Annotated in this window: 27 protein-coding genes, 1 tRNA gene and 1 pseudogene; 24 read left to right on the forward strand and 5 right to left on the reverse strand. The window is 42.7% G+C overall.

What is annotated here, in order from left to right:
* Positions 1-77 precede the first annotated feature (77 nt).
* The 5 genes from rnpA to rpmH all read left to right on the forward strand — a co-directional run bounded on the left by rnpA (position 78) and on the right by rpmH (position 3,238).
* Positions 78-437, forward strand: a complete 360-nt coding sequence (gene rnpA / locus J1C86_RS01200) for a ribonuclease P protein component (protein ID WP_002928077.1) — start codon at positions 78-80, stop codon at positions 435-437.
* The gene (locus tag J1C86_RS01205; protein WP_125408980.1) at positions 421-1,236 is read left to right on the forward strand and encodes a YidC/Oxa1 family membrane protein insertase; all 816 of its coding nucleotides are present in this window, start codon (positions 421-423) and stop codon (positions 1,234-1,236) included. The genes rnpA and J1C86_RS01205 overlap by 17 nt, the downstream gene beginning before the upstream one ends.
* 21 nt (positions 1,237-1,257) lie before the next feature.
* Positions 1,258-2,283, forward strand: a complete 1,026-nt coding sequence (gene jag, locus J1C86_RS01210) for an RNA-binding cell elongation regulator Jag/EloR (protein ID WP_125408982.1) — start codon at positions 1,258-1,260, stop codon at positions 2,281-2,283.
* 49 nt (positions 2,284-2,332) lie between these two features.
* Entirely contained in the window at positions 2,333-2,965 is a 633-nt protein-coding gene (locus J1C86_RS01215) for a ribonuclease P (protein WP_125406630.1), read from the forward strand.
* 138 nt (positions 2,966-3,103) lie between these two features.
* Positions 3,104-3,238 (forward strand): 50S ribosomal protein L34, encoded by a 135-nt coding sequence (rpmH, locus tag J1C86_RS01220; protein WP_002893904.1) that lies wholly within the window; start codon positions 3,104-3,106, stop codon positions 3,236-3,238.
* Positions 3,239-3,299: 61 nt separating this feature from the next.
* On the opposite strand, the gene J1C86_RS01225 is transcribed toward rpmH, so the two are convergent.
* Positions 3,300-3,917, reverse strand: coding sequence for a helix-turn-helix transcriptional regulator (locus J1C86_RS01225; RefSeq protein WP_125406633.1), 618 nt, complete (start codon positions 3,915-3,917; stop codon positions 3,300-3,302).
* 23 nt (positions 3,918-3,940) lie between these two features.
* Between J1C86_RS01225 and J1C86_RS01230 the strand changes: the two genes are divergently transcribed.
* Entirely contained in the window at positions 3,941-4,405 is a 465-nt protein-coding gene (locus tag J1C86_RS01230; protein ID WP_125406637.1) for a pyridoxamine 5'-phosphate oxidase family protein, read from the forward strand.
* Between the two features lie 11 nt (positions 4,406-4,416).
* A complete protein-coding gene (locus J1C86_RS01235) occupies positions 4,417-4,977 on the forward strand; it encodes a DNA-3-methyladenine glycosylase I (RefSeq protein WP_125408986.1) in 561 nt (186 codons plus the stop codon).
* A gap of 131 nt (positions 4,978-5,108) precedes the next feature.
* Here the strand turns inward: J1C86_RS01235 and J1C86_RS01240 are convergent, their stop codons facing one another.
* Genes J1C86_RS01240 through J1C86_RS01250 form a run of 3 tightly spaced genes read right to left on the reverse strand, consistent with a single transcriptional unit; the run spans position 5,109 to position 7,227 of the window.
* A complete protein-coding gene (locus J1C86_RS01240; protein WP_125408988.1) occupies positions 5,109-6,524 on the reverse strand; it encodes a DUF4153 domain-containing protein in 1,416 nt (471 codons plus the stop codon).
* Positions 6,525-6,526: 2 nt separating this feature from the next.
* Positions 6,527-6,742, reverse strand: a complete 216-nt coding sequence (locus J1C86_RS01245; RefSeq protein WP_002893895.1) for a helix-turn-helix domain-containing protein — start codon at positions 6,740-6,742, stop codon at positions 6,527-6,529.
* A gap of 8 nt (positions 6,743-6,750) precedes the next feature.
* Entirely contained in the window at positions 6,751-7,227 is a 477-nt protein-coding gene (locus J1C86_RS01250; RefSeq protein ID WP_002899125.1) for a DUF2975 domain-containing protein, read from the reverse strand.
* 205 nt (positions 7,228-7,432) lie between these two features.
* Between J1C86_RS01250 and J1C86_RS01255 the strand changes: the two genes are divergently transcribed.
* From J1C86_RS01255 to J1C86_RS01285, 7 genes and pseudogenes are all read left to right on the forward strand, one after another.
* A complete protein-coding gene (locus J1C86_RS01255; RefSeq protein WP_427150807.1) occupies positions 7,433-8,515 on the forward strand; it encodes an ArsR/SmtB family transcription factor in 1,083 nt (360 codons plus the stop codon).
* Positions 8,516-8,645: 130 nt separating this feature from the next.
* Positions 8,646-9,887 (forward strand): MFS transporter, encoded by a 1,242-nt coding sequence (locus tag J1C86_RS01260; RefSeq protein ID WP_125408992.1) that lies wholly within the window; start codon positions 8,646-8,648, stop codon positions 9,885-9,887.
* Positions 9,888-9,983: 96 nt separating this feature from the next.
* On the forward strand, positions 9,984-10,754 hold the full coding sequence (locus tag J1C86_RS01265) for a TatD family hydrolase (protein WP_125408994.1): 771 nt from the start codon (positions 9,984-9,986) through the stop codon (positions 10,752-10,754).
* Positions 10,747-11,316, forward strand: a complete 570-nt coding sequence (rnmV, locus tag J1C86_RS01270; protein ID WP_376738758.1) for a ribonuclease M5 — start codon at positions 10,747-10,749, stop codon at positions 11,314-11,316. The genes J1C86_RS01265 and rnmV overlap by 8 nt, the downstream gene beginning before the upstream one ends.
* An 11-nt stretch (positions 11,317-11,327) precedes the next feature.
* Positions 11,328-12,182 carry an SDR family NAD(P)-dependent oxidoreductase gene (locus J1C86_RS01275; RefSeq protein WP_125407533.1) on the forward strand — a complete coding sequence of 285 codons (855 nt, stop codon included), beginning with the start codon at positions 11,328-11,330 and terminating at the stop codon, positions 12,180-12,182.
* A gap of 20 nt (positions 12,183-12,202) precedes the next feature.
* Positions 12,203-13,075, forward strand: a complete 873-nt coding sequence (gene rsmA / locus J1C86_RS01280; protein WP_125407536.1) for a 16S rRNA (adenine(1518)-N(6)/adenine(1519)-N(6))-dimethyltransferase RsmA — start codon at positions 12,203-12,205, stop codon at positions 13,073-13,075.
* A gap of 56 nt (positions 13,076-13,131) precedes the next feature.
* Positions 13,132-13,540: pseudogene (locus tag J1C86_RS01285) on the forward strand (hypothetical protein).
* 15 nt (positions 13,541-13,555) lie between these two features.
* Here J1C86_RS01285 and J1C86_RS01290 read toward each other — a convergent pair.
* Positions 13,556-13,638, reverse strand: a tRNA-Leu gene (locus tag J1C86_RS01290).
* 194 nt (positions 13,639-13,832) lie between these two features.
* On the opposite strand from J1C86_RS01290, the gene J1C86_RS01295 reads away from it, so the two are divergent.
* The 10 genes from J1C86_RS01295 to rpsG all read left to right on the forward strand — a co-directional run bounded on the left by J1C86_RS01295 (position 13,833) and on the right by rpsG (position 25,624).
* Positions 13,833-18,515: a Cna B-type domain-containing protein gene (locus tag J1C86_RS01295; RefSeq protein ID WP_125407539.1), complete on the forward strand. Its 4,683-nt coding sequence runs from the start codon at positions 13,833-13,835 to the stop codon at positions 18,513-18,515.
* A gap of 229 nt (positions 18,516-18,744) precedes the next feature.
* Positions 18,745-19,623 carry a ribosome small subunit-dependent GTPase A gene (rsgA, locus tag J1C86_RS01300; protein ID WP_125407542.1) on the forward strand — a complete coding sequence of 293 codons (879 nt, stop codon included), beginning with the start codon at positions 18,745-18,747 and terminating at the stop codon, positions 19,621-19,623.
* Positions 19,624-19,634: 11 nt separating this feature from the next.
* Positions 19,635-20,294, forward strand: coding sequence for a ribulose-phosphate 3-epimerase (gene rpe / locus J1C86_RS01305; RefSeq protein ID WP_125407544.1), 660 nt, complete (start codon positions 19,635-19,637; stop codon positions 20,292-20,294).
* Positions 20,287-20,919: a thiamine diphosphokinase gene (locus J1C86_RS01310; protein WP_185755792.1), complete on the forward strand. Its 633-nt coding sequence runs from the start codon at positions 20,287-20,289 to the stop codon at positions 20,917-20,919. The genes rpe and J1C86_RS01310 overlap by 8 nt, the downstream gene beginning before the upstream one ends.
* Before the next feature lies 1 nt (position 20,920).
* Positions 20,921-22,177, forward strand: coding sequence for a DNA recombination protein RmuC (gene rmuC / locus J1C86_RS01315; RefSeq protein ID WP_011837560.1), 1,257 nt, complete (start codon positions 20,921-20,923; stop codon positions 22,175-22,177).
* Positions 22,167-23,111, forward strand: a complete 945-nt coding sequence (locus J1C86_RS01320; protein WP_002893873.1) for a 3'-5' exoribonuclease YhaM family protein — start codon at positions 22,167-22,169, stop codon at positions 23,109-23,111. The genes rmuC and J1C86_RS01320 overlap by 11 nt, the downstream gene beginning before the upstream one ends.
* 92 nt (positions 23,112-23,203) lie before the next feature.
* Positions 23,204-24,019 carry a pur operon repressor gene (purR, locus tag J1C86_RS01325; protein WP_032905583.1) on the forward strand — a complete coding sequence of 272 codons (816 nt, stop codon included), beginning with the start codon at positions 23,204-23,206 and terminating at the stop codon, positions 24,017-24,019.
* 21 nt (positions 24,020-24,040) lie between these two features.
* Positions 24,041-24,505 (forward strand): hypothetical protein, encoded by a 465-nt coding sequence (locus J1C86_RS01330; protein WP_011837558.1) that lies wholly within the window; start codon positions 24,041-24,043, stop codon positions 24,503-24,505.
* Positions 24,506-24,720: 215 nt separating this feature from the next.
* Entirely contained in the window at positions 24,721-25,134 is a 414-nt protein-coding gene (gene rpsL, locus J1C86_RS01335; RefSeq protein ID WP_002893867.1) for a 30S ribosomal protein S12, read from the forward strand.
* Positions 25,135-25,153: 19 nt separating this feature from the next.
* Positions 25,154-25,624, forward strand: coding sequence for a 30S ribosomal protein S7 (gene rpsG, locus J1C86_RS01340; protein WP_002893865.1), 471 nt, complete (start codon positions 25,154-25,156; stop codon positions 25,622-25,624).
* Positions 25,625-25,637: the final 13 nt, after the last annotated feature.

A 25,637-nucleotide genomic window follows, 5' to 3' on the forward strand; every position in this document is an offset into this window, starting at 1 on the left:
GGCGTCATAGCGGCTCTTATTGGCATTTTCGAAAAATATGGTATAATAGATATAATTTTGGTGGATGGAGTTGAGTTTTGAGAAAAAACTATCGCGTCAAGAGCGAAAAAGATTTTAATGCGATTTTTAAAAAAGGGCAGAGTTTTGCTAATCGAAAATTTGTCGTTTACATGTTAGAAAAAGAGCAAAAGCATTTTCGAGTAGGAATTTCCGTCAGTAAAAAGCTAGGGAATGCAGTGGTTCGTAATCGTATTAAAAGAAAAATCCGCCATGTCTTGATGCAGCATCAGAAACAGTTAGTCCAGGCAGACTTCGTCGTTATTGCTCGCAAAGGAGTGGAAGAGCTGGACTACCACCAAGTTGAACAAAATTTATTGCATGTATTAAAGATTGCTAAACTTTATCAGGAAGGATTCATTTGTGAAACAGAAAAGTAAATTAGGGATTTTGCTGGTTGCCTCGCTGCTCTTTCTCACAGCCTGCGGAACCAGTCAAGTAACGGCCGATTCAAATGGCTTCTGGGAGAAGCTGGTCTATTTCTTTGCAGATACCATTCGTTTTCTATCCTTTGGCGGAAGCAAGGGGATTGGGATTATTCTCTTTACCTTGATTATCCGGACAGTTCTTCTGCCGGTCTTCCAATTCCAGACGACTTCTTCGCGTAAGCTGCAGGAAATACAGCCGCATATCAAGCAGCTACAGGAAAAGTATCCTGGTAAGGATATGGGGAGCAGAACAGCCTTGGCTGAGGAAACTCAAAAGCTCTACAAAGAAATGGGTGTCAATCCTTATGCCTCATTCATTCCGCTCTTTATCCAGATGCCAGTGCTCTTGGCTCTGTTTCAAGCCCTGACTCGGGTTGAATTTATGAAAACAGGTCACTTCCTCTGGCTCAATCTAGGAGCGACAGATCCGACCTTTATTCTTCCGCTGTTGGCAGCTCTCTTCACTTTCTTCAGTACGTGGCTTTCAAACAAGGCCTTGCCTGAGAGAAATGGCGGGATGACAGTCATGATGTACCTGATGCCAGTGATGATTTTCTTTTTTGCCCTTTATGCGGCGAGCGGGGTAGCCCTCTACTGGGCGGTCTCAAATGCTTATCAGGTGGTTCAGACTTTGCTGCTGAGCAATCCTTTTAAAATCATTGCTGAGCGGGAAGCTAAGGAACGATCAGAGCGTCAATTGGAACAGAAAAAGAAACGTGCCCTGAAAAAAGCACAGAAAAAGAAAAAGTAAGTAAGAAGGAGGACTCTTGCAATGGTTATTTTTACAGGAGCAAGTGTTGAAGAAGCCATTCAAAATGGTTTGAAAACGTTGGATATTCCACGGATGAGAGCGCATATCACTGTTATTTCACGTGAGAAAAAAGGCTTTTTAGGCTTGTTTGGCAAAAAGCCAGCTCAGGTGGATGTAGAGCCGATTGCTGAGACGACAGTTGTCAAGGCCAATCAAAAGGCTGTAAAAGGTGTTCCCGAAGAGATTAATGCTCAGAATGAGCCTGTGCAGTCTGTCAGTGAAGCAACGGTTGATTTGGGCCGTGTGGTAGCTGCCATCAAGAAGGTCGAAGGAGAAGGCGAAGTTATCTCAGATGAGGTCAAGGCTGAAATTCTCAAAAATGACAAGCAAGCCAATACGATTTTAGAAGAGACGGGCACCATTGATCTTCTCAAGACCAATCAAGCTATTGATGAGGCAGTTGCTCAAGCAGAAGCGGACGATAGCAAGATTATCTCTTTTGAACAAGCGGCTAAAGACAAGGCTGAGCCGACAGAAACAGAAGAAAGCTCTTTTGCTGACTTAGGCATCCAAGTCGAAGCAGACTACGATATTGAAGAAGTGGTTGACAACGTAACGAACTATGTTCAGAAAATTGTTGATGAGATGGATGTTGAAGCGGGCATTTCCAGCAGCCACAACCGCCGAACTATCAACATGCAAATTGATACCAATGAACCGGGGCGCGTGATTGGCTACCATGGAAAAGTCTTGAAAGCTCTGCAGCTATTGGCGCAAAACTATCTTTATAACCAATATTCTAAGAGCTTCTACATTTCAATTAATGTCAATGACTATGTTGAGCATCGGGCAGAAGTGCTGCAAAGCTATGCGCAGAAACTGGCTCAGCGGGCTTTGGAAGACCGACGCGGTCAGCACACGGACCCTATGTCTAACAGCGAGCGCAAGATTATCCACCGCATCATTTCTCGCATCGATGGCGTGACTAGCTATTCCGAAGGCGACGAGCCTAACCGCTATGTCGTCGTGGATATTGACAGTGAATAAAAAGAAAGCCAGCAGAGATGCTGGTTTTTGTATATAGAAAGGATTTTTTATGTCACTTTTTCCAGCTATTGAAAGTTATCTGCCTCATCAAGGGGCTAAGTATATATCTCCAGACAAGGCAGGGCAGCTGCGTGAGTCTATGTTGGAGCTAAGAGCTAAGGGGCAGGCGGCACGCAAGGAGTTTGCAGACTTGGTCAAGGATTTTCAGAGCCTCTATCCTAAGCTGACCTTGGAGCGAACCAGCCAGTGGATGAATCAGGCGCAGATACTGCGACCCCATTTTTGGAATTATCTTAAAGGCTATGGGGAAATCACAGAGCCAATGTTTGCCCTGCGCTTGTATGGAACTGCAGAAGATTTTGGAGTGTCGCTGGAGGTGAGCTTCATGGAGCGCAAGAAAGATGAGTACAGCCTCAGCAAGCAAAATCGGGTCTTGGAACTGCCTATTCAGTCGCCAGCTTATTATTTTGCCCAGATAGATGGTGTGAGTCGGCGCTTTGAAGGCACAGAGGAAAATCGCAAGTTCCTTACTCAGCAGCTGGCAGCCGGTCAGGTTCGTAAGGTCTTAGTCAAATACGATATTCCCCTTTCTCAGGTCGCTTCAAGAGAGCAGGTGCTGTCCCAGCTGCAGGAGGCCATGACAGCCTTGATTCCCTTTTATGAAGCGACTCGCACCTTGTGATTACGTTTACAAAGAGAAAGTTATTTAAGTAAGTATTGACAAAAGTCCCAGAATCATATAGAATAGTAAAGTATGTTTAGTAACTGATCACAACTAGCCGGCTAAACGAATACAAGAATCTAAGAGGAGGTATTCATCGTGAAACGTACTTATCAACCAAGTAAAATCCGTCGTGCGCGTAAACATGGTTTCCGCCACCGTATGTCAACTAAAAACGGTCGTCGTGTATTGGCAGCTCGCCGTCGTAAAGGACGCAAAGTTTTGGCTGCTTAATCCAAGCGATTTATCAAGAAACCAGCGGAGACTCGAGACCGCTGGTTTTTGTGTCTTAAATTTATGGGCAAAAGTCGATAGACTGGCAGGAAAGTTCTTCTTTTTGTCCAGTGTCTTTATTTATGACCTCCGCATACCAGTCTCCTTTGTGGCTAAATAGTTTGACAAATTGAACCTGAAGAGACTGCTGATCATACTTAATTGGAAAAAATTCTTCCTGCCTATGTAATAAAATATCAAGAATGATTCGCAACTGAGAGTTGTTGATTGTTTTCCTGACTTCTGGTTGAAGGATTTTCTCAATTTTTGTGATCTTACTTAACTGCTGTTCTGAAATCGAGTTTTCAAATTTTTCTTTTAATTTTTGCAGGTCAATATCAAAAGGGCACATATTGTAGTTTTCCAGAGTCAGCATGGAAAAATACAAGGCAGAAATTTCATCTATGGAGAAAATAATAGGAGATAACAAGTCGTTGCTAAGAATTTTATAACTGCCATTCCGACCTAAGTCAGAATAAATTGGAATGCCTAGCGTTTCAAGGCTGGCAATATCACGAAGGGCAGTACTTTTTGAAATGTGATATCGATTCATAATATCTTTTAGGTTGAATTGTCTTTTCTTATTGAGAAAAATAAGCATATCGTTAATTCTTTGAGATTTATTCATGCTAAGCTCCATATTTTATAAAATGGTTTCAAATAATGACACCTTTTTATATTATACTAGTTTTAGAGAAAATAATAAAGGAGTCAAATATGAATCAATATTTTAAGGCCTTATTGGCAGAACAGACAGAAATGGCCCTAGCTACTTCTGTAAAAGATATCCCAAATGTAAGAATTGTCAATTTTTATTATGATGAGGAGGCAAAGAAATTGTTCTTTATCTCATTTAAAAATAGTCATAAAATCCAAGAGTTGGCAGCCAATAATCGTATAGCTCTTACAACAATCCCGAAAGGTGATGGGAGGTATATCCGGATTCAAGGGAGAGTCAAAGAAAGTCAGCTTTCTATTGAGGATATAAGAAGCGTTTTTATCCAGAAGTACCCTTATTATCAAGCTATTATTGAGCAGCATAGCAACTCCTTGCAACTTTTTGAAGTATCTTTTTCTGACGCTGTCTTGGTCTTAGATAATAATCAAGTTGAGAAAATTAAACTATAAGGAGAAAATAGATGCTTGATATAAAAAGATGCGACTGGGCTGAAAATAGTGAGCTTGAGAGAAATTATCATGACCATGAATGGGGGCGACCTGTGCATGACGAGCATAAACTCTTTAAAATGTTGATTTTAGAAGGTCAGCAGGCGGGTTTGAGCTGGCAAACTATTTTGTCAAAAATGGATGCTATGACAGAGGCTTATGAAAACTTTAATCCTGAAAGACTCTCCAATTATGACGAGCAGAAGATTGAAGAATTGCTTAGTGATCAAAGAGTGATACGAAATAGGCTAAAAATAAAGGCAGTTATAAAAAATGCTAAAGCCTATTTAAAACTAAAAGAAGAATATGGTAGTTTGGATTCTTATATTTGGTCTTTTGTAAAGAATGAACCGATTGTTAATTCATGGTCCAGTATTGAAGAGGTACCCGCTCGAACAAATCTATCCGATAAAATTAGCAAAGAACTCAAAAAGAAAGGTTTTTCTTTTGTTGGTTCTACGACTATATATGCCTTTATACAGTCCATTGGCATGGTCAATGATCATTTGCTGACCTGTGATTTTAGGATATAATCATTTTTCTTTGAATGAGAAAGGTAAGCAGTCTATTATTGAATACCGGTAAATGATATAAAAAAAGAGAAAAAAACCAGAAAGAAAATCAGTTTCTTTCTGGTTTTTCGTGTATAGTTAAGCACGGTTGTTTATTTTGTCACTGGTAAAAGCATTGGATACAGATAGCAGAGCAAGGTAAAGCTAATGAGGGCGTAAAAGATACCGATGCGAATAGCTTGGATAGGTTTATAGAAACGAATCAGGGTCAGTAGGCACCAAACCAAGAGAACTAGGATGAACCATGCTGAGATCAAGCGCAGCGGTGTTGGTCCATAAAGGTAGATGTAGATGCCAAATAATTTCCAGCCAGCTAGCAAGGCCAGCAGACCCGTAAAGATAAAGAGGATAGTAGCTGCGAATCGCGTCCCTTTTTGATCCCAGAGTGGCTTTTTGGCAATCAGATAGAAGACACCTAGAACTGCAAAGTTAAGGATAGACACCCGAACCAGCTGCCAGAAGCCAGCTACGGCAACAGTTGAAGCATTCTGCGGAGAAATAGCCTGAGCTACTGTTCCGGCGCTTAGGAGCTGACCGAGCTCACCCAGACCCGTCAGGAAGAAGAGCGCATAGGTCAGGCAGAGGCTGCCGATGATAATGTAGGCTGCGAAAGCGGGTGCTACTCGCAAAGGGCGGATGCTTGCTTGAAATTTTTTGTAGCTAAGTTTAGTATCTTTTTTGCCTAACAGACTGCCGGCTAGGAGGCCATACAAGTAGAGACTGACAGGGACAGCCAGGCAGGCCTTGAATAGAATCATGCTGCTATCAAGACTTGAAAAGAGGGAGTCAAGTAGATTCTCAATGAAATCAGAGGTATTGCTGAAGAAGGAGGCAAAGCTGTCTGAAACCTGACTCAGCTGGGACCAGACAAAGTAGACCAAGATTCCTGCGACAAAGAAGCTGCTAACGATAATTGCGAGCTGTTGGGCTTTCTTTGAAGACAGACTGTCAGAGCTATCGGAATAGTCCTGCTGCTTGCCTTCTATAAAGACTAGAATGGCAGCAATGAAATGTTTAAAGGGCAGGATGCAGAAGGCTTGAATGGCATCAAACCAGACCAGGATTCCCAAACGTCCCTGACTTAACCAGCCTGTGCGGGACAGAATATAGAAGGCGAATGAGATATGGATGGCCAGAAATTGAAAAAATTCTAGCTGACGATGAAGCCCCCAGAGACTTAAAGCCAGAGCTTGAGCTAGCGTCATAATCAGAAAGCTTCTAGCCTCTAATCTGCTGTCAAGATTCTTTATCTGCAGTGATGGATAGGACAATTTCCTGATTAGGGCTTCGCTTAGCAATATAAGACCAATTGCAAAAGGGAAAAAGGATGCAGTTTGATAATTAAAAAATACAGCAGAGTAAAAGTAGGTTAAGAGATAGAGGATTGGATAGCTAATTTTAAAGAATCGGAGTTGCTTGTCCTCTAGGCCTGCGAAGATGGTCTGTCGTTCTGCTTCTGCGGGCAGACAAGGCTGGACATTCATCTCTTCTTGTGCTGGATATTCCATAATTATTTCTCCTCCTCATCAGGGATATACTCCAAAATATCACCAGGCTGGCAGTCTAATTCACGGCAGAGAGCGTTGAGTGTTGAAAAGCGGACAGCCTTGGCTCGATTATTTTTTAGGATAGATAGATTGGCTGGTGTTAGGTCAATTAACTCTGCTAAACGGCCAGCACTGATGCGCTTTTGCGCCATGACAAGGTCTAAATTTATCTGAATCATAAGACCTCCTAAATAGTGTAGTCTACTTGATCCTGCAGCTCAATGGCCTTGCCAAAAGCATTGCGGATGACACGGATAATCAGGGTCAAGATACTGCAAGAAACAGTGACTAAGAGCATGGGCAAATAGGCTGTCAGTCCCATAAAGAGGGAGATAAGAGCGACAGTGCCGACTTCCCAGCCAAGATAGCGCATGTACTGAACATTTTGCGTGATAAAAACCTGATTTTTACCGATGCGGCTAAGGAGTCGATAGAGATGGACAATACAGGCCAGAGCCAGGCAGCCTAGGACATAGCCGAGCAGCAGCAAGACCCAAAAGCGCGTCTCCCCTTGAAAGAAAGGAGAGGGAAATTCGATAACTAGATTGACGACCCAAGGTCCTAGGGCTATCAGGATAATGGAAGCAATAAATAAAAGGCTGATACTGATTTTTGTAAGAGTAATGCTCATATCTTCAGCAGTCTTTTTCATTTTGTCTGTCATAATTTCCTCCGACTAACGTTTCATTTCTTAGTAACTATAACACGGATATTATCGATAATCAATAAAAAACTATCGAAAAAAGATAAAATCAGTCTTAAGAACTAGATGGAAGTTTCTAAAAAGTTCTTATTGTATAGAGATGGATTTCTTGTCAGAAGATGAACAGAGCAGAAGACGATGAATATTTCACCTGATTTTTGGTATAATGAAAAACAGGAATTGTATACTCTTTCTGATCAGAAGCGGAGTATGTGTAAGGAGGAAAGAATCTGTGGGTGTAAAGCTTGTTCATTATCGTAGTAAGTTATATGAATTTCTCATGGTGCCTGCCATCGTTTCAAGGGATGATAAACATATGTGGAAGGATTTACGGCAGAATCAAAAGGAGTTGCTTCTTGATGTACAGCCGCATTATGATAAGCTCTATCAGGATTTACTTCCTTTGAAAAACGAGCTTGTTGCGGTTAGTTTATTTGAAGGAGCTACGGTAGGACTGGCTCCGCTCCTCTACCTCTACTTGCTAGAAAAAGGAGAAGATCCGGTCGATTTGCATGACTTGTTAGAATGTTTGAAAAAACTAGATGCAGGGCAAATCATCTATTGCTTATCACTTAAGCTTTTTAAAGGGGAAGTTACCAAGGGACATCCTGAAGAGCTGCTGGCTTTTATAGAGAATAGTGACAAGTCTCCGGAAAATAAATGGTACTGGTACCAAGCTATTCAGCATCCAGAGAAGCTTCGGGACCAATTAGTTTCCTTGCTGGAAAGAGTGTTCGAGCTCTATCAGACTATTTATGAGCAGTTTGAGCAGGAAGTACTAGCTTTTGAACAAGAATTTAGCCTATCTGATGTGATGGATGATGAAGAGCAGAATGCCAAGCTTCTTGAAAAGGACACACAAGTCTTTGTTCTGTCACCTATGTTTATTGACTCTTTTCTCGAAAAGGTTCCTGATTTCACTTCCTATTCCTTAGTCCTTTCGACGAGAAGTTCCCAGTTATCAAAGGCGGAATCGGAGCTTGAAGATGAAACATTGGCTCTAACCTTCAAAACTCTTGGAGATGAAACCCGCTATAAAGTCTTGATTGAATTGATTCAGCCACATGCCAAGAATAAAGATATAGCTAAAAAACTGGGGCTTACAAGAGCCTCTATCTCATTCCATACGCAGAAGCTCCTAAATTCTGGCTTGCTGGAGCTTGTGATGGATGATGATTCTGTTAAATACACGGTCAATAAAGAACTGATTCGAAAGATTATAGAGAAGTTCAAACAGGACCTAACATAGTTTAAGAAGACCTGGATTCATTCTAGGTCTTCTTTTTGTAAAACAATAATCTAATAAAGATTTGACAACCGACTAATTTATTGTTATGATTTGTTAAACAAAAATCTAACAAGAGTAAAGGAGATGTCGTATGATTGTTTTTGCAAAAAACAAAAATTTTCGCCAGTTGCTCATCAATCAATGGATTTCAGGTTTTGGAGACATTGTTTTCTATTTGGCTTTGATGAACTATGTTTCCGCCTATTCCTTTGCTCCACTTGCGGTTTTATTGATTTCTCTTTCTGAAACGCTGCCTCAGTTAATTCAAGTTTTTACTGGAGTTGCAGCGGACTTTCAGAAGGATCGTATTCATAAATACCTGCTTATACAGTTTAGTAAGGTGCTCTTATATAGCTTGGTAACGTTTTTGTTGCTTGGACAAGATTTCTCTTTCTTGATTTTGCTTGTGATTTGCTTGATTAACTTTCTGTCGGATAGTCTGAGTTATTTTTCAGGTGCCATGCTGACGCCGGTTTATGTAAAGGTGATTGAGCAAGATATGAGCTCTGCTATGGGCTTTCGGCAGGCTAGTATGAGTCTGGTTCATATTTTGGGGAATCTAGCTGGCGGTTTTCTCATCGCTTGGATGAGTATCGGAGCTTTGGCAGGACTGAATGCTCTGACATTCTTGCTTGCTTACCTTGGCTTTTGGCACATTAGTCAAAACTTACAGGACTTAGAACCGGAGCTCAGCAGTGCCAAGGAGCTAAATAAAGAGAATTATTGGCAGCATTTATTGGATTCTCTTAAAGTCTTGCTGGGATTGAAAAACGTTGTGAGGCTGTTATTGGTTTCAACTTTTGGGCAGGTCACTCTGAATATTCTGACGCCAGTAGCGACTCTTTTATTGCTGAAAAGGCCTTTTTGGAATCTGCAGATCGGTCAGTCCATTGCCGTGTTAATTGTTCTAAGTTCCGCTGGTCTGATCTTAGGGAACATTTTGAGTGGCAGTTTGCTAAAAAAACTTTCGACTAAGCTTGCTATGTATGCAAGCCAAGTATTTGAGGGCTTTATTCTTTGCGGTTTTTTCTGGCAAAACTTTTTACTTGTACTGATAGCAAGCTTTGCTTGCTCAGTTACAGTCGGTCTGCTGAGTCCAAGATTGCAGAAATCTGTATTCAGTATGATTCCAGAAGAAGCGATGGGAGCCATCCAGTCAGCTATTAATCTATTTAGCATGGCTGTTCCGAGTGTTTTATCCATGCTGTTAATAGCTCTTGCCAGCAGTTTGGGGATTGTTTATATTCTCCTCCCGCTTGTGTTAATGCTGGCACTGTCTTTCTACTTAATTATTCCAATGGAGAACTTGAAGGCGGATTCGGATAGCTGTTGAATGGCAGCTATCTTAATTTTTCTGCTTTGAAGAGACTTCTGATTTTTTAGGTCATTTTTGGTATAATAAAGGACAGGAAATACAAGGAAGTAAAACATGAAGATTTTTGATACACACACGCATTTAAATGTGGAAGAATTTGCTGGTCGAGAGGAAGAGGAGCTGCAGCTGGCTGCAGAAATGGGCGTCAGCAAAATAAATATTGTCGGTTTTGACCGACCGACTATTGAGCGCGCCATGGAGCTGGCAGATAGCTATGATCAGCTTTATGCTACGATTGGCTGGCATCCGACTGAGGCTGGGACTTATGATGAGGCGGTGGAAGCCTATCTGCTGGATAAGCTTCGTCACCCCAAGGTTGTGGCTCTGGGCGAGATTGGGCTGGACTATCACTGGATGACAGCGCCCAAGGATGTTCAGGAACGGGTGTTTCGCCGCCAAATCCAGCTTTCAAAGGATTTAAATCTACCTTTTGTAGTTCATACTCGTGACGCTTTGGAAGATACCTATGAGATTATCAAGAGTGAGGGTGTAGGTCCTCGAGGCGGTATTATGCACTCTTATTCGGGTTCTTTGGAAATGGCAGAGCGCTTTATCGAGCTAGGGATGATGATTTCCTTTTCTGGAGTCGTTACCTTTAAAAAAGCGACGGATATTCAAGAAGCTGCGCAGAACTTGCCCTTGGACAAGATCCTCGTCGAGACTGATGCACCTTACTTGGCGCCTGTTCCCAAGCGTGGCCGAGAAAACAAAACAGCCTATACTCGCTATGTTGTAGAGAAAATTGCTGATCTGCGTGAGCTGACTGTCGAAGAAGTAGCGCAAGCGACCTATGCCAATGCAAAGAAGGTGTTTGGGCTTGACTGAGAAGATAAAAATCCCTCAGGTGATTGTCGTTGAGGGCAAGGATGACACAGCTAATCTGCAGCGATTTTACCAAGTGGACACTTACGAGACGAGAGGTTCTGCTATCAATGAAGAAGACCTAGAGCGGATTGAGAAACTGCACCAGCTTCGTGGGGTTATTGTCTTTACCGATCCAGACTACAATGGAGAGCGTATCCGTAGAATGATTATGAAGGCAGTGCCAACTGCTCAGCATGCCTTTCTTCGTCGAGATGAGGCAGCTCCCAAGTCTAAGAACAAGGGTAAATCGCTTGGGGTAGAGCATGCTTCATTTGAGGATTTACAGCAGGCATTGGCTGGGTTGGTCGGATATTTCGATGATGAGGATAATTTTGAAATCACCAAAAGCGATCTTGTGCGACTAGGTCTGCTTATGGGAAGTGACAGCCGTCAGCGTCGAGAGTATCTGGGTGAGCGACTCCGTATCGGCTATTCTAACGGTAAGCAGCTGCTTAAACGCTTGGAACTGTTTGGCGTGACCTTGGCGGAAGTGGAAGAAGCGATGCACAAGTATTCAGTCTAACGGAGTCAAAAATGAAAAAAGTAATTATTACAGGCGGCAATAGTGGTATTGGCTATCAGGCTGCTAAACAGTTGGCTGAAAAGGGCTGGTCAGTGACCTTATTTTGCCGGCGAAAAGAAGCTGCTGAGCAAGCCTGTGAGAAAATCCGTCAACAAACAGGAAATTCGCATGTAGATTATATCTTGGTTGATTTATCTGAGATGAAGAGCGTCAGGAAAGCAGTGGAACAGTATATCCAAAAAGAAGAGACTTTAGATGTTTTAATTAACAATGCGGCTGATTTTGACTTATCAATCAAAAAGCCAATTCTTACCAAAGACGGATTGGAAAAACAATTTGCGACCAACGTGGTTGCTCCCTTTTTACTTTCTGCCTTGTTGAAGGGCTTGTTGGAAAAGTCAGAAAGTGGTCGGACTGTTAATATTTCTTCCCAAGGGCTAGTGCTTTATCCTTTCATGAAGCTTGATTTTGAAAATTTATCTGGACAAAAACATTACAGTCCTGCTAAGACCTATTATCAGAATAAACTGGCCTTGTTGATGCTATCGCTTCATATGAGGAAACATTGGAAAGGCATCAAAATTCAGGCAATCCGTGTAACCAATGTCAAAGTTGATATGCGCCGCTATGATCACCTCAGCGCTTTTATGAAAAATCTGTATAAAATTAAGTCGAGATTTTCGATTAGTCCTGAAGAAATGGCGAAAGTCTATATAGCATTATCTACAGAAGATGGCTATGAGGGCTTTTTGTATGACGAGAAATACAGAGAAGTTAAGGCTAATGCATTTGCTTACGAGGAAGAAGAGCAGAAAAAACTTTACAGCTTGCTAGAGCAAATGACCTCCTTAAAAGATAATGAATAAATAATTAGAAAAGAGAAAAGATGCGTATTGCAGACCATAGTGTGACCCGTGCCATTCTGGAGCGTCACGGTTTCACTTTTAAAAAATCTTTCGGTCAGAATTTCCTGACTGATACTAACATCCTTCAGAAGATTGTGGACACAGCCGAGATTGACAAAAAGGTCAATGTCATCGAAATTGGGCCTGGTATTGGGGCTTTGACAGAATTTTTAGCGGAAAGTGCCGCAGAAGTTATGGCCTTTGAGATTGATGATCGTCTGGTGCCAATTTTGGCGGATAGCCTGCGCGATTTTGACAATGTGACAGTGGTCAATCAGGATATTCTCAAGGTTGATTTGGCCCAGTACATAGCAGAGTTTAAAAATCCAGACCTGCCTATCAAGGTAGTGGCGAATCTTCCCTACTACATCACGACGCCGATTCTCATGCATTTGATTGAGAGTGGGATTCCTTTTAGTGAGTTTGTCGTGATGATGCAGAGAGAAGTGGCGGATCGGATTTCGGCTCAGCCTAATACCAAGGCTTATGGTAGTTTGTCAATTGCGGTCCAGTATTACATGACGGCCAAGGTTGCTTTTATTGTGCCGCGGACAGTCTTTGTACCAGCGCCTAATGTAGATTCGGCCATTCTCAAGATGGTGCGCAGAGACCAGCCAGCTGTTGAAGTACAGGACGAGAAATTCTTTTTCAAGGTTTCCAAGGCCAGCTTTGTCCACCGCAGGAAGACCCTATGGAATAACCTGACCAGTTGTTTTGGAAAGTCAGAGGAGACTAAAGGCAAACTGACAGCAGCTTTAGAAGGGGCTGATATATCTCCGAGTGTTCGGGGAGAAGCTCTTAGTTTAGAGGAATTTGCGCGCCTGGCAGATGCTTTGAAGTCTGAAGGATTATAATAAAATAGAAGATCTGCTCTACATAGCTGGTCTTCTATTTTATTTATGAGGTGCATATGAGAGTGAAATATCTATCTTTGTTTTCTGCCCTGCTCTGGTTTTCGCAGTCTTTACTCCATTTCCTTCTACTGCCAGGACTTCCGCTGGGATTTTTGGTATTTGGCGGAGCATATATAGTATTTCCTTTATGGTTGCGGCCAGTTAACTTTCTGCTTTTCTTGCTGTGGGGTTTCTTTGGTTTCAGTTATTTATCGTTTGGAGGCTGGCTAAGAAGTAGCTTGGAGTCTTCTGTTCTGAGAAAGATCATCTTAAGTGGAACTGTTTTTCTCTTTTTGGCTACTGTTTTCAATTTCTTTGTGACCGCGAGTCTATTAGAGAAGTATTTAACAGGGGGGACTGACCTTTCTGGCTTTTCTCAGCAGTGTAACTCTACTTCATAATAACAAAAAATCCTATCAATCATGATAGGATTGCTTTTTATGCGGAGGAAGGGATTTGAACCCTCACACCCGTACGGGCACATGCGCCTGAAGCATGCGTGTCTGCCGTTCCACCACCTCCGCTTGAGATTCTATTATAACTTATTTTTGTGAAAATGCCAATAGAGAATATCAGTTTTTTTCACTGTATGAAAAAAGCAGAAAAATTTCTATTTTTTCTTTACTAAAATAGTTCTATGATATTGCCATTATAGCAAGTATTTGTTACAATTAGATTAATTACTTATTTAGGTAACGAAATAAAAAAGGAGAATGTTATGAAACTGAAAAAATGGCTGCTATTTTTGATGCTGCCCCTTCTGTTTTTGCTAGATTTGAAGCTGTTTACAGCAACTGCTCAAGCGGATGCTTTGAAGAATGCAATCACAGATATTAAAATCTGGGACCACTCTAATGGCCGCGAAGCAACCAAGGTTAATGGTGCTTACAATTTGGTTCAAGGGGGAAATTATCGCTATGAGCTAGTTTTTGATTTGTCTGCTTACGATAACCAGCTCAAGGATGGGGATACCTTTACCTTTACAGTACCGAACGGTGCAACCATTGCTGATGGTACAACTTTTACTCTGACGGATAATGAAACGCAGGTCCAGCTCGGAGCTGCTAAGATGACATCGAATGGTTCAGGTAAGGGCGGTCTGATCACAGTTACTATTCAGAATTTGGCAGATTACAAGTCTAAGACAACTGCTAGTGGAGTAAGAGGGAGCTTCTTCTTTGACTTTCAGGCGACGACAGTAGGCGCTGATCAGGACTGGAATTATAATCCCGAGGAAACTCAAGGCGCGATGAGCCATAAGGTAACCATTAACGAGCGCAAACAGAGCAGTTTTTCAACAGCTGGTGAAAACTACGCTAAGATTGGAGGAGTCATTGCTAAGAAGCCATATAATTCGGCTATTCTAGGAAAGAGCGGTGACTACTCGCACAACTGGACTGTTCGTATCAATACTCAGCAAAAGACTTATAATTCTCCGATTGTTATCAAGGATGTCATTCCAGATAGCAGTGCACCAATGCAATTCGTTCCGGAGCAATTTGTCCTTCGCCAAGGGGAGTACACACAGAGTTTATCAAGTATTGCGAATTCTGTTATCTTGAAAGAAGGTCAAGATTATACGGTTGCCTATAATGACACTTATACAGAATTTACTCTAACCATCAATAACCCAGACAACCATGCCTTTATGTTGAACTATATGACAACTTCACCAGCGGATGGTTCTTTGGTGTCGAATACAGCTGAGATGGAAGTTGATAATGAAAAACTGCCATTCAGAGATGACCGTCCTGGTCAGACGAGTTCTACAGTAGAGCGTAGTAGCCGGATTACAGAAGGCGGTGTCATTACAGCGGATATCAGCAACAGTCTGGTTCTCTACAAGCAAGATTCTAAGACTGGCAAAATGCTGGAAGGTGCTGTCTTTAAGGTGACAACTCCTAGCGGTGAAGAGATTACTCTGCCGCCGACAGATGCTAACGGTCGGGTTTCTACACAACCTTTCTCAAGTGAAGAAATCAAGAAAGGTCAATTCACAGTAGAAGAAGTAACAGCTCCGGAAGGCTATGTACTGGACAGCAATCCGATGAAAGTGACCATCAAGGCTGATGGTGCAGTCAAAACAGTCAAGAATACGGTAGATCCAAATGCCAGCAAAAAGCTGACAGTCAAGAAAGTTTGGAAAGATGAAAGCAATCAGGATGGCAAGCGTCCAGCTTCTATTGCTGTAGATGTCTACGCTAACGGTCAAAAAATGGCTGATAAGACAGTGACCGTAACTGGTGGCAGTACTGATGCGGAGTGGACAGCTCAGACAAGTGATTTACCAATCTTTGATACAAATGGTCAAAAAATCACCTATACAATCGGTGAAGATCAGCTTGATGGCTACGATGCTCCAGAAGTAGATCAGGAAAATCTCACTGTTACCAATAGTCGTACGCCAGAGAAAATCGCTATCAAAGCCAGCAAGAAATGGGATGACGCTGAAAATCAAGACGGCAAACGTCCTGCCAATGTTGTTGTAAAACTTTATAAAGAAGTCGGTGGTCAGAAATCAGAAGTTGCTAATCGAACTCTGACCGAAGCTGACCAGTGGGCAACCGAGTTCACCAACTTGAATAAATATGAAAAGGGACAAGAAGTTGTTTATTCTTTGGAAGAAGACGCGGTCCCTCACTATCAATCTCAGGTAACTGGCAATGCTGCTGATGGCTTTGTAGTGACCAACACTTACAAGCCAGAAACCATCAAGATTTCTGGTCAGAAGAAGTGGGATGATGCGGAAAACCAAGACGGCAAGCGTCCAAATGCTGTTAGAGTCAAGATCTTGAAAGGCCAAGATATTGTCGATGTGCAGGAAGTGACGGCTGCCAACGGTTGGAAATATGAATCTAATCCTCTTCCTAAATATGCAGCAGGCCAAGAAATTGCTTATACTGTTGCAGAAGAAGCTGTCTCAGGCTATACAAGCAAGGTGGACGGCTACAACATCACCAACTCTTACACTCCAGAAGCGGTCAAGGTTTCCGGTCAGAAGAAATGGGATGATGCGGACAACCAAGATGGTAAGCGTCCAGCTTCTGTTAAGGTTAAAATTCTGAATGGTGATACGGTTGTTGATGAGCAAAATGTGACTTCCGCTAACGACTGGAAGTATGAGTCTAAGGCCCTGCCTAAATATGCAGCAGGCCAAGAAATCACTTATACCGTAAGTGAGGAAGCTGTGCCAGGTTATACTAGCAAAGTGGATGGTTACAACATTACCAACTCTTACACTCCAGAGACAACGACTGTGTCTGGAAGCAAGACTTGGGAAGATGGCGATAACCAAGATGGCAAACGTCCAGCTTCTATCACAGTTAATCTGCTAGCTGACGGTCAAAAAGTCAATACTCAAACAGTCGGAGAGGCAGAAGGCTGGTCTTACAACTTTACTGGCTTGCCAGTCTACAAGAATGGCCAACGAATTACCTATACAGTAACGGAAGAAGCTGTACCAGGTTATTCAACCAATCTTAATGGCTACAATATCACCAACTCTTATACACCAGAGAAGACAGAAATCACTGCCAGCAAGACTTGGAATGACAGCGACAATCAAGACGGCAAACGTCCAACTAAGATTAGCATTAAGCTGATGAAGACCGTCGGCGGTGTCAAGACAGAAGTCGCTAGCAAGGAAGTGACAGCTGCTGATCAATGGCAAACCAAATTTGAAAATCTACCAGTTTATGAAAATGGTCAGAAGATTGATTACTCTATCGAGGAAGATGATGTAGCTGGCTACACTAAAGAAATCAAAGATTTCACAGTTACCAACTCTTACACTCCAGAGATGATTAAGGTTTCTGGTCAAAAAGTCTGGGATGACGCTGATAACCAAGACGGCAAGCGTCCAGCTTCTGTTAAGGTTAAGGTGAAAAATGGCGATACTGTTGTAGATGAGCTAGAAGTAACAGCTGCTAACGATTGGAAGTTTGAGTCTAAAGCCCTTCCTAAGTATGCAGCAGGTCAAGAGATTGCCTACACTGTTACTGAAGAAGCAGTTGCGGACTATCAAACTAAGATTGATAAATTCACCATTACTAATTCTTACACTCCTCAAAGTACGGAGTATGCTGTTACTAAGGTTTGGGAAGATGCTGATAACCAAGACGGCAAGCGTCCAGCTTCTATCACAGTGCAGCTGTATAGCTCAGTAAATGGTGAAGAGCCAGTTGCTGTCGCAGGTAAGACATTGACCTTGACGGCTGATAATGAGACAGCTGCTAACACTTGGAAAGCAAGCTTCACCAATCTGCCTCAGTTTGACAAGGGACAGGAGATTACCTACTCTGTCAAAGAAGATGATGCAACAGTAGCCGCTTTGAAAGAAAAAGGTTACAGTCCGAAAGTAGAAGGTCAGACAATCACTAACTCTCATACTCCAGAGCAGGTTAAAGTTTCTGGTCAGAAAGTTTGGGATGATGCAGATGATCAAGATGGTAAACGCCCTGCATCTATTACAGTTAAAGTAATGGATGGAAGCACTATTGTTGATACGCTTGAAGTAACAGCTGCTAATGGATGGAAGTTTGAATCTAAAGACCTGCCTAAATATAGAAATGGTCAAGAGATTGCCTACACACTTAAAGAAGATGCTGTTGCTCAGTATGAAACTAAGATTGATAAGTTCACCGTTACCAACTCCTATACTCCAGAAACCGTTAAAGTCTCTGGTCAAAAGGTTTGGGATGATGCTAATAATCAAGATGGCAATCGCCCAGCATCTATCAAGGTCAAGATTTTGGACGGAGACAAGGTAGTAGATGAACTGGAAGTAACAGCTGCTACTGACTGGAAGTTTGAGTCTAAGGATTTGCCTAAGAATAGGAAGGGCAAGAAAATCAACTATACAGTCCTTGAAGAAGTGACGGTTGAGGGGTATAGCAGCAGCCAAGAACAAGCAACAGATGGTAGCTTCACTTTGACTAACAGCTATAAACCAACACAGATTGCTGTTAAGGGAACTGCGGTATGGTCAGATGCTGAAAATCAAGATAAGGTACGACCTTCTAAGATTACTGTTCGCCTCTTGGCAGATGGCAAGCCAATCAAAGAAGAGGTTGTGTCAGGAGAAAATGGTTGGCAGTATGACTTTAGCGGCCTTCCTAAGTACAAGGATGGCAAGGAAATTGTCTATAGTGTTGCGGCTGATCCAGTTGATGGCTACAAGCTTGAGATCAACGGTACTCAGCTGACCTTTAGTCATATCCCTGCTAAGAAAGAGGTTGTTGACGGAGCGATAACTAATAAGCCAGGCGGTCAAGCTCCGAAAGTCGGAGGGAAAGCTCTTCCTCGTACTGGACAGGAAGAAAATCTCCTTGTTACTATTCTTGGCTTCCTAGCAGCGCTTCTCGCAGGAGGAATGCTGATGGCTAAGGCGAAACGCAGCTAATTTGTTTTGATACTTACTGAAAATTACAGTGAGCATCTCATTCGAAAAAGCGAACAGGTTCTTTTGGACTTGTTCGCTTTTATCATGTCAGTTTCATCTCAAGTATTTTAAAGTAGCTGCTTTCTATGAAAAAAGAAGTCAACCTTAAGAAATGCCTTCTATGCAAAACAAGCAAGCTAAATCTCGCATTTTTTGTTATAATGAGTGTATTAACTTTTAAGGAGCAATCTTGCAAGGAAAAATCATTAAGTCTCTAGCTGGCTTTTATTATGTAGAGTCGGACGGACAGGTTTATCAAACCAGAGCGCGGGGTAATTTTCGCAAAAAAGGGCAGACACCCTATGTCGGTGATGAAGTCGAATTTTCAGCAGAAAAAGACTCGGAAGGCTATATTTTAAAAATAGCAGAGCGTAAAAACAGTCTCGTGCGGCCGCCGATTGTTAATATCGACCAGGCAGTTGTAATCATGAGCGCGAAAGAGCCAGATTTCAATGCCAATCTGTTAGATCGCTTTCTGGTACTTTTAGAGCATAAACAGATTCATCCTATTATCTACATCAGCAAGTTAGACCTGCTTGAAGATGAGCAGAGCTTGGATTTCTATGTACAGATCTATCAGTCCATCGGCTATGAGGTCGTTAAAACCACTGAGGAGTTGTTGCCGCTGCTGACAGGGAAAATCACAGTTTTCATGGGACAGACTGGGGTTGGAAAGTCCACTTTACTCAATAAGATTGCCCCGGACTTGCAGCTGGAAACAGGAGAGATTTCTGAAAGTCTGGGCCGTGGCCGTCATACGACAAGAGCTGTCAGCTTTTACAATCTAAATGGTGGGAAGATTGCTGATACGCCAGGATTTTCGTCTTTGGATTACGAGGTGAGCACAGCTGAAGATCTCAATCAAGCTTTTCCAGAGATTGCTGAGTTTAGCCAGTCCTGTAAGTTTCGTACTTGCACTCATACTCACGAGCCAGCTTGTGCCGTTAAGTCAGCAGTCGAGTCCGGCCAGATAGCGTCATTCCGCTTTGATAATTACCTGCAGTTTCTCAGCGAGATTGAGAATCGTCGGGAAACCTATAAAAAAGTTGCCAAAAAAAATTCTAAATAAGGAGAAGAACTATGACATCATTCAAAATCGCCCCTTCAATTTTAAGTGCGGACTATGCTAATTTTGAAGCAGAATTGAAGAAGTTAGAAGCGACAGGTGCTGAGTATGCCCATATTGATATTATGGATGGTCATTTTGTACCAAATATCAGCTTTGGAGCTGGGGTTGTTGCCAGTATGCGTCCTCACAGCAAGCTAGTCTTTGACTGCCATCTGATGGTCTCCAATCCTGAGCACCATATCGAAGAATTCGCTCGTGCCGGTGCAGATATTATCAGCATCCATGCCGAAGCGACACCTCATATCCACGGAGCGCTGCAGAAGATTCGGGCAGTGGGAGTCAAGCCTAGTGTTGTGATTAATCCAGGAACACCAGTTGAAGCAGTCAAAAACGTTTTGAATTTGGTTGATCAAGTCCTTGTGATGACAGTTAATCCAGGCTTTGGCGGCCAGGCCTTTCTGCCAGAAACTATGGATAAGATTCGTGAATTGGTTGTCTTGCGCGAAGTCAATCAGCTGAATTTTGATATTGAAGTGGATGGCGGTATTGATAATAAGACTATTGGGATTGCTAAAGAAGCTGGTGCCAATGTCTTTGTAGCTGGCAGCTATGTCTTCAAAGGTGATGTCAATCATCAAGTTCAGACCTTACGGGATGCCCTGCATGACTAAGGTTGCACTGTTTGCTGGCGGGAACCTGGAGCATTTTAGTTTAGATTTTGATCTTTTAGTCGGAGTAGATCGTGGAAGCCTCTTTCTGCTTGAGCAGGGAGTTTGTCCTGACTTGGCTGTTGGAGATTTTGACTCTGTGAGTAAGGAAGAATTGCTGCGCATAAAAGATAGTGCCAAAGAAGTCGTTCAGGCCCATCCTGAAAAGGATGATACAGATTTGGAATTAGCTGTTCTAGCTTGTTTTGAGCGGTATCCAGATGCTTCTCTGACCATTTTCGGAGCCTTTGGCGGCCGTCTGGATCATGCCTTGGCCAATGTTTTCCTACCCAGTAATGAAAAAATTGCACCTTATATGGAGAAGATTTTTCTGGAAGACGAACAGAATCTTTTGACCTATGTTCCCAAGGGGCGCCATGAAATCAAACCAGTACCTGGCATGTGTTATCTAGCCTTTCTGCCATCGGATGATGCTACCTTAACGATTGAGGGCGCCAAATATCCGCTCAATAAAGATAACTTTTTTTTCAAAAAAGTGTATGCTTCTAACGAATTTATAGATAGGCCCATTTATTTGGACTTTGATAGCGGCTATACAGTCGTCATTTACAGCAAAGACAGGAGCTGATATGGAGTTTATAATCATCCTCATTCTTTTGGGAAACCTAGTGCTGACCTTTCTTTTATGGCAAAAGCTTAGTCAGCAGACTGAGACGCTAAAGCAAGTCTTGGAAAATCAGGCAGATCATCTATCGGATCAGTTGGACTATCGCTTGGAGCAAGAAAGCCAGAAAAAGCAAACGGCTCAGAAAGAGCTGGAATTAGCTCTGGGAGACCGTTTGAGCGAGGTCAGGACAGATTTGCACCGCAACTTGACAGAGCTGCGCTTGGAAATCAGTGACAACCTGACCAAGAATCGGGATAAAACTGACGAGCGTATGCGGCAGATCCAAGAGTCCAATGAAACCCGTCTAGAGCAGATGCGGCAGACTGTTGAAGAGAAACTGGAAAAAACACTTCAGACTCGTCTTCAGACTTCTTTTGAAACGGTCTCTAAGCAGTTGGAGTCTGTTAATCGCGGTCTGGGAGAAATGCAGAGTGTTGCTCGAGATGTCGGCACGCTGAACAAGGTTCTTTCCAACACCAAGACACGAGGGATTCTAGGGGAGCTGCAGCTAGGCCAGATTATCGAGGATATCATGACGGCCAGTCAGTATGAGCGAGAGTTTGTGACGGTGGCCGGCTCCAGCGAGCGTGTCGAATATGCCATTAAACTGCCAGGACAGACGGAGCATGAATATGTCTATCTGCCCATTGATTCTAAGTTTCCTCTGGCCGATTACTACCGTTTGGAAGATGCTTATGAGTCTGGCAGCAAGGAAGAGATTGAGCTCTATCGCAAGTCTCTCTTGGCAAGTGTTAAACGCTTTGCCAAGGATATTAAGAGTAAATATCTGGCGCCGCCGGCTACGACTAATTTTGGAATTATGTTTCTGCCAACGGAAGGTCTCTATTCGGAAGTTGTCCGCAATCCAGCCTTTTTTGACAGTTTGCGACGGGAGGAGCAGATTGTGGTAGCGGGGCCATCTACCCTATCTGCCTTGCTCAATTCACTGTCTGTCGGTTTTAAAACGCTCAATATACAAAAAAGTGCCGACGATATCAGCAAGGTTCTGGGTTCTGTCAAATCCGAGTTTAACAAGTTCGGTGGAATTCTGACCAAGGCTCAGAAACATTTACAGCATGCTTCGGGTAACATTGATGAACTCTTGACTCGTAGGACAGGAGCTATCGAAAGAACCTTACGCCATATTGAGCTGTCTGACCAAGACCTCGATTTGAACTTACTTGATTTTTCAGAAGAAAGGGAAAACAATGAAGATTAATCAAATGAAAAAAGATGAACTGTTTGAAGGTTTCTATCTGATCAAGTCAGCAGAAGTCCGTCAGACAAGGGCTGGGAAAAATTATCTGGCTTTCACTTTCCAAGACGATACAGGAGTGATTGAGGGCAAACTCTGGGATGCTCAGCCACATAATGTTGAAGAATTCACTGCTGGCAAGGTTGTGCACATGCAAGGCCGACGGGAAGTCTACAATAACACACCCCAGGTAAATCAGTTGACCCTGCGCCTTCCTAAAGCTGGAGAGCCCAATGATCCAGCGGATTTCAAGGAAAAACCGCCAGTAGACCAGAAAGAAATCCGAGACTATTTATCTCAGATGATTTTCAAGATTGAGAATTCGGTCTGGCAGCGCGTGGTCCGCTCGCTTTATAGCAAGTACGACAAGGAGTTTTATTCTTATCCAGCTGCCAAGACCAATCACCATGCTTTTGAGTCTGGCCTAGCCTTTCATACCGCTACTATGGTCAAGCTGGCAGATGCTATCGGAGACATTTATCCTCAGCTTAATAAAAGCTTGCTCTTTGCTGGGATCATGCTTCATGACTTGGCCAAGGTTATTGAGCTCAGCGGTCCGGAAAATACAGAGTACACCGTGCGGGGCAATCTGATTGGCCACATTGCTTTGATTGATGAAGAATTGACCAAGACCTTGATGGAGCTGAAAATTGATGATAGCAAGGAAGAGGTTATCGTCCTGCGGCATGTGCTTCTCAGTCACCACGGTCTCTTGGAATACGGCAGTCCTGTCCGGCCTAAGATTATGGAGGCAGAAATTCTGCATATGATTGATAATCTGGATGCGGAGATGATGATGATGACTGCTGCCTTGGGACTTGTAGATCCAGGTGAAATGAGCAATAAAATATTCGCTCTTGAAGGCCGTTCTTTCTACAAACCAAAACTTGAACAGTAAAATACGAAAAATGGACATTACTTGGAAAAGAATGTTCGTTTTTTTATTTCTGTTATGGTATAATGAATAAAATAACTTTAATTGGTGAAAAAATGAAATTAAGAAGAAGTGAGCGTATGGTGGTTATTTCTAATTATTTGATTAACCATCCTTATGAATTAACGAGCTTAAATACATTTGCAGAAAAATACGAATCTGCCAAATCTTCTATTTCAGAAGATATTGTCATTATTAAGCGAGCCTTTGAAGAGATTGAAATTGGGACCATTGAAACGATTACTGGTGCAGGTGGAGGAGTCATTTTTAGCCCGTCCATCTCAGATACAGAAGCTAAGACCATTGTACAAGGTCTTTGTGATCAGCTGTCTGAAAGCAATCGGATTCTTCCTGGGGGCTACATTTACCTATCTGATCTGCTCAGTACTCCATCCATTCTGAATAATATCGGACGGATCATTGCCAAAAGCTTTAAAGATCAACAGATTGATGCAGTAATGACAGTTGCGACTAAGGGTGTTCCTTTGGCCAATGCAGTAGCCAATGTTCTCAATGTACCTTTTGTCATCGTTCGTCGGGATTTAAAGATTACAGAAGGATCAACGGTTAGTGTCAACTATGTATCGGGCTCCAGCGGAGATCGTATTGAAAAGATGTTCTTGTCCAAGCGCAGTCTCAAGGCCGGCAGCCGCGTCTTGATTGTAGATGACTTCCTCAAAGGCGGGGGGACCATTACAGGGATGATTAGCCTCTTATCAGAGTTCGACTCTGAGCTGGCAGGTGTAGCTGTCTTTGCGGACAACGCACAAGCCAACCGCGATTATCTGGACTATAAATCGCTCTTGAAAGTAACCAATATTGATGTCAAGGCGAATACCATTGATGTGGAAATTGGAAATATTTTTGATTAGGGAAAAGGGCGGAGATTATAGATGAAAACAGTTTTAGAAAAGTTTGACCACAGTCCGCTGTGGATTCGTTTAGGAGTATTGTCGATTTTATTTGGGATTCTGATTACCGGCATGGTTTTTGTACAGGGACAGGCTAATTCCACCAGAAATTCAGTTAGTTCAGCTGCCAGCATCGCATCAAGCAGCTCTTCCTTACAGCTATCTTCTGCTCAAAAAGAAGCGCAGGAAAAAGAAATTCAGGAAGAGGAGCAAGCAGTTCAGGCCGCAGAAGAAGCGGTTAAACAACTTGAAACCATGCAAACTTTGGAAGATTTGCAGTTAGCTAAGACTGCAGCAGAGAAGGTCAAAGATGCAGCGACGAAGGCTAGATTCCAAAGCCGTATTCAGGCGATAGCAGTCTTGATTGACCCAGAAGGGGCTCAGGCAGCTGTTTCTGAAAATCCAGCTGCTGTATCAGAAGAAGCAGTGGCTCAGCCGCAGCAATAAGTTAGCAGCAATCTAATAAGCAGAGATAAGCTTAAAATAGAAAAAATGTATTGACAGAAAAGTATCGTCGTGCTATAATGATAGACGGTACTTTTTACTTTTGGTCTCTCAAAAGTGTACAGAGACGTGCTGACAAATGTTGCAAAAGTACACGCAGATGATAGCTGTCACCAAGTGTATCATCACCAAAATTAAAAAAATACAGGAGAATGTAGATGCCTACAATTAACCAATTGGTTCGCAAACCGCGTAAATCAAAAGTAGAAAAATCTAAATCACCAGCTTTGAACGTTGGTTACAACAGCCATAAAAAAGTTCAAACAAACGTATCTTCACCACAAAAACGTGGAGTTGCAACCCGTGTCGGAACTATGACACCTAAGAAACCGAACTCTGCCCTTCGTAAATTTGCCCGTGTACGTCTGAGCAACCTGATTGAAGTTACAGCTTACATCCCAGGGATCGGACACAACCTGCAAGAGCACAGCGTAGTGCTTCTTCGTGGTGGACGTGTAAAAGACCTTCCAGGGGTACGTTACCATATCGTCCGCGGTGCACTTGATACAGCAGGTGTTACTGATCGTAAACAAGGCCGTTCTAAATACGGTACTAAAAAACCAAAAGCATAAGGAAAGGGGAGAAAGATAAATGAGTCGTAAAAACCAAGCGCCTAAGCGCGAAGTATTGCCAGATCCGCTTTACAATTCAAAATTAGTTACTCGTCTTATCAACCGCGTTATGCTTGATGGTAAGCGTGGTACAGCGGCTTCTATCGTTTACGGAGCTTTTGACCAAATCAAAGAAGCAACTGGAAACGATGCGCTGGAAGTATTTGAAACAGCTATGGAAAATATCATGCCTGTACTTGAAGTTCGTGCTCGCCGTGTCGGTGGTTCAAACTACCAAGTTCCGGTTGAAGTTCGTCCAGAACGCCGTACAACACTTGGACTTCGCTGGTTGGTAACGATTGCTCGTCAACGTGGTGAGCACACAATGGTTGACCGCCTTGCAAAAGAAATCTTGGATGCATCTAACAACACCGGTGCAGCTGTTAAGAAACGTGAAGACACTCACCGTATGGCAGAAGCTAACCGTGCCTTCGCACACTTCCGTTGGTAAGAATAAGATACTA

The organism is Streptococcus sanguinis (assembly GCF_050220005.1).
GTDB classification, from domain to species: domain Bacteria; phylum Bacillota; class Bacilli; order Lactobacillales; family Streptococcaceae; genus Streptococcus; species Streptococcus sanguinis_Z.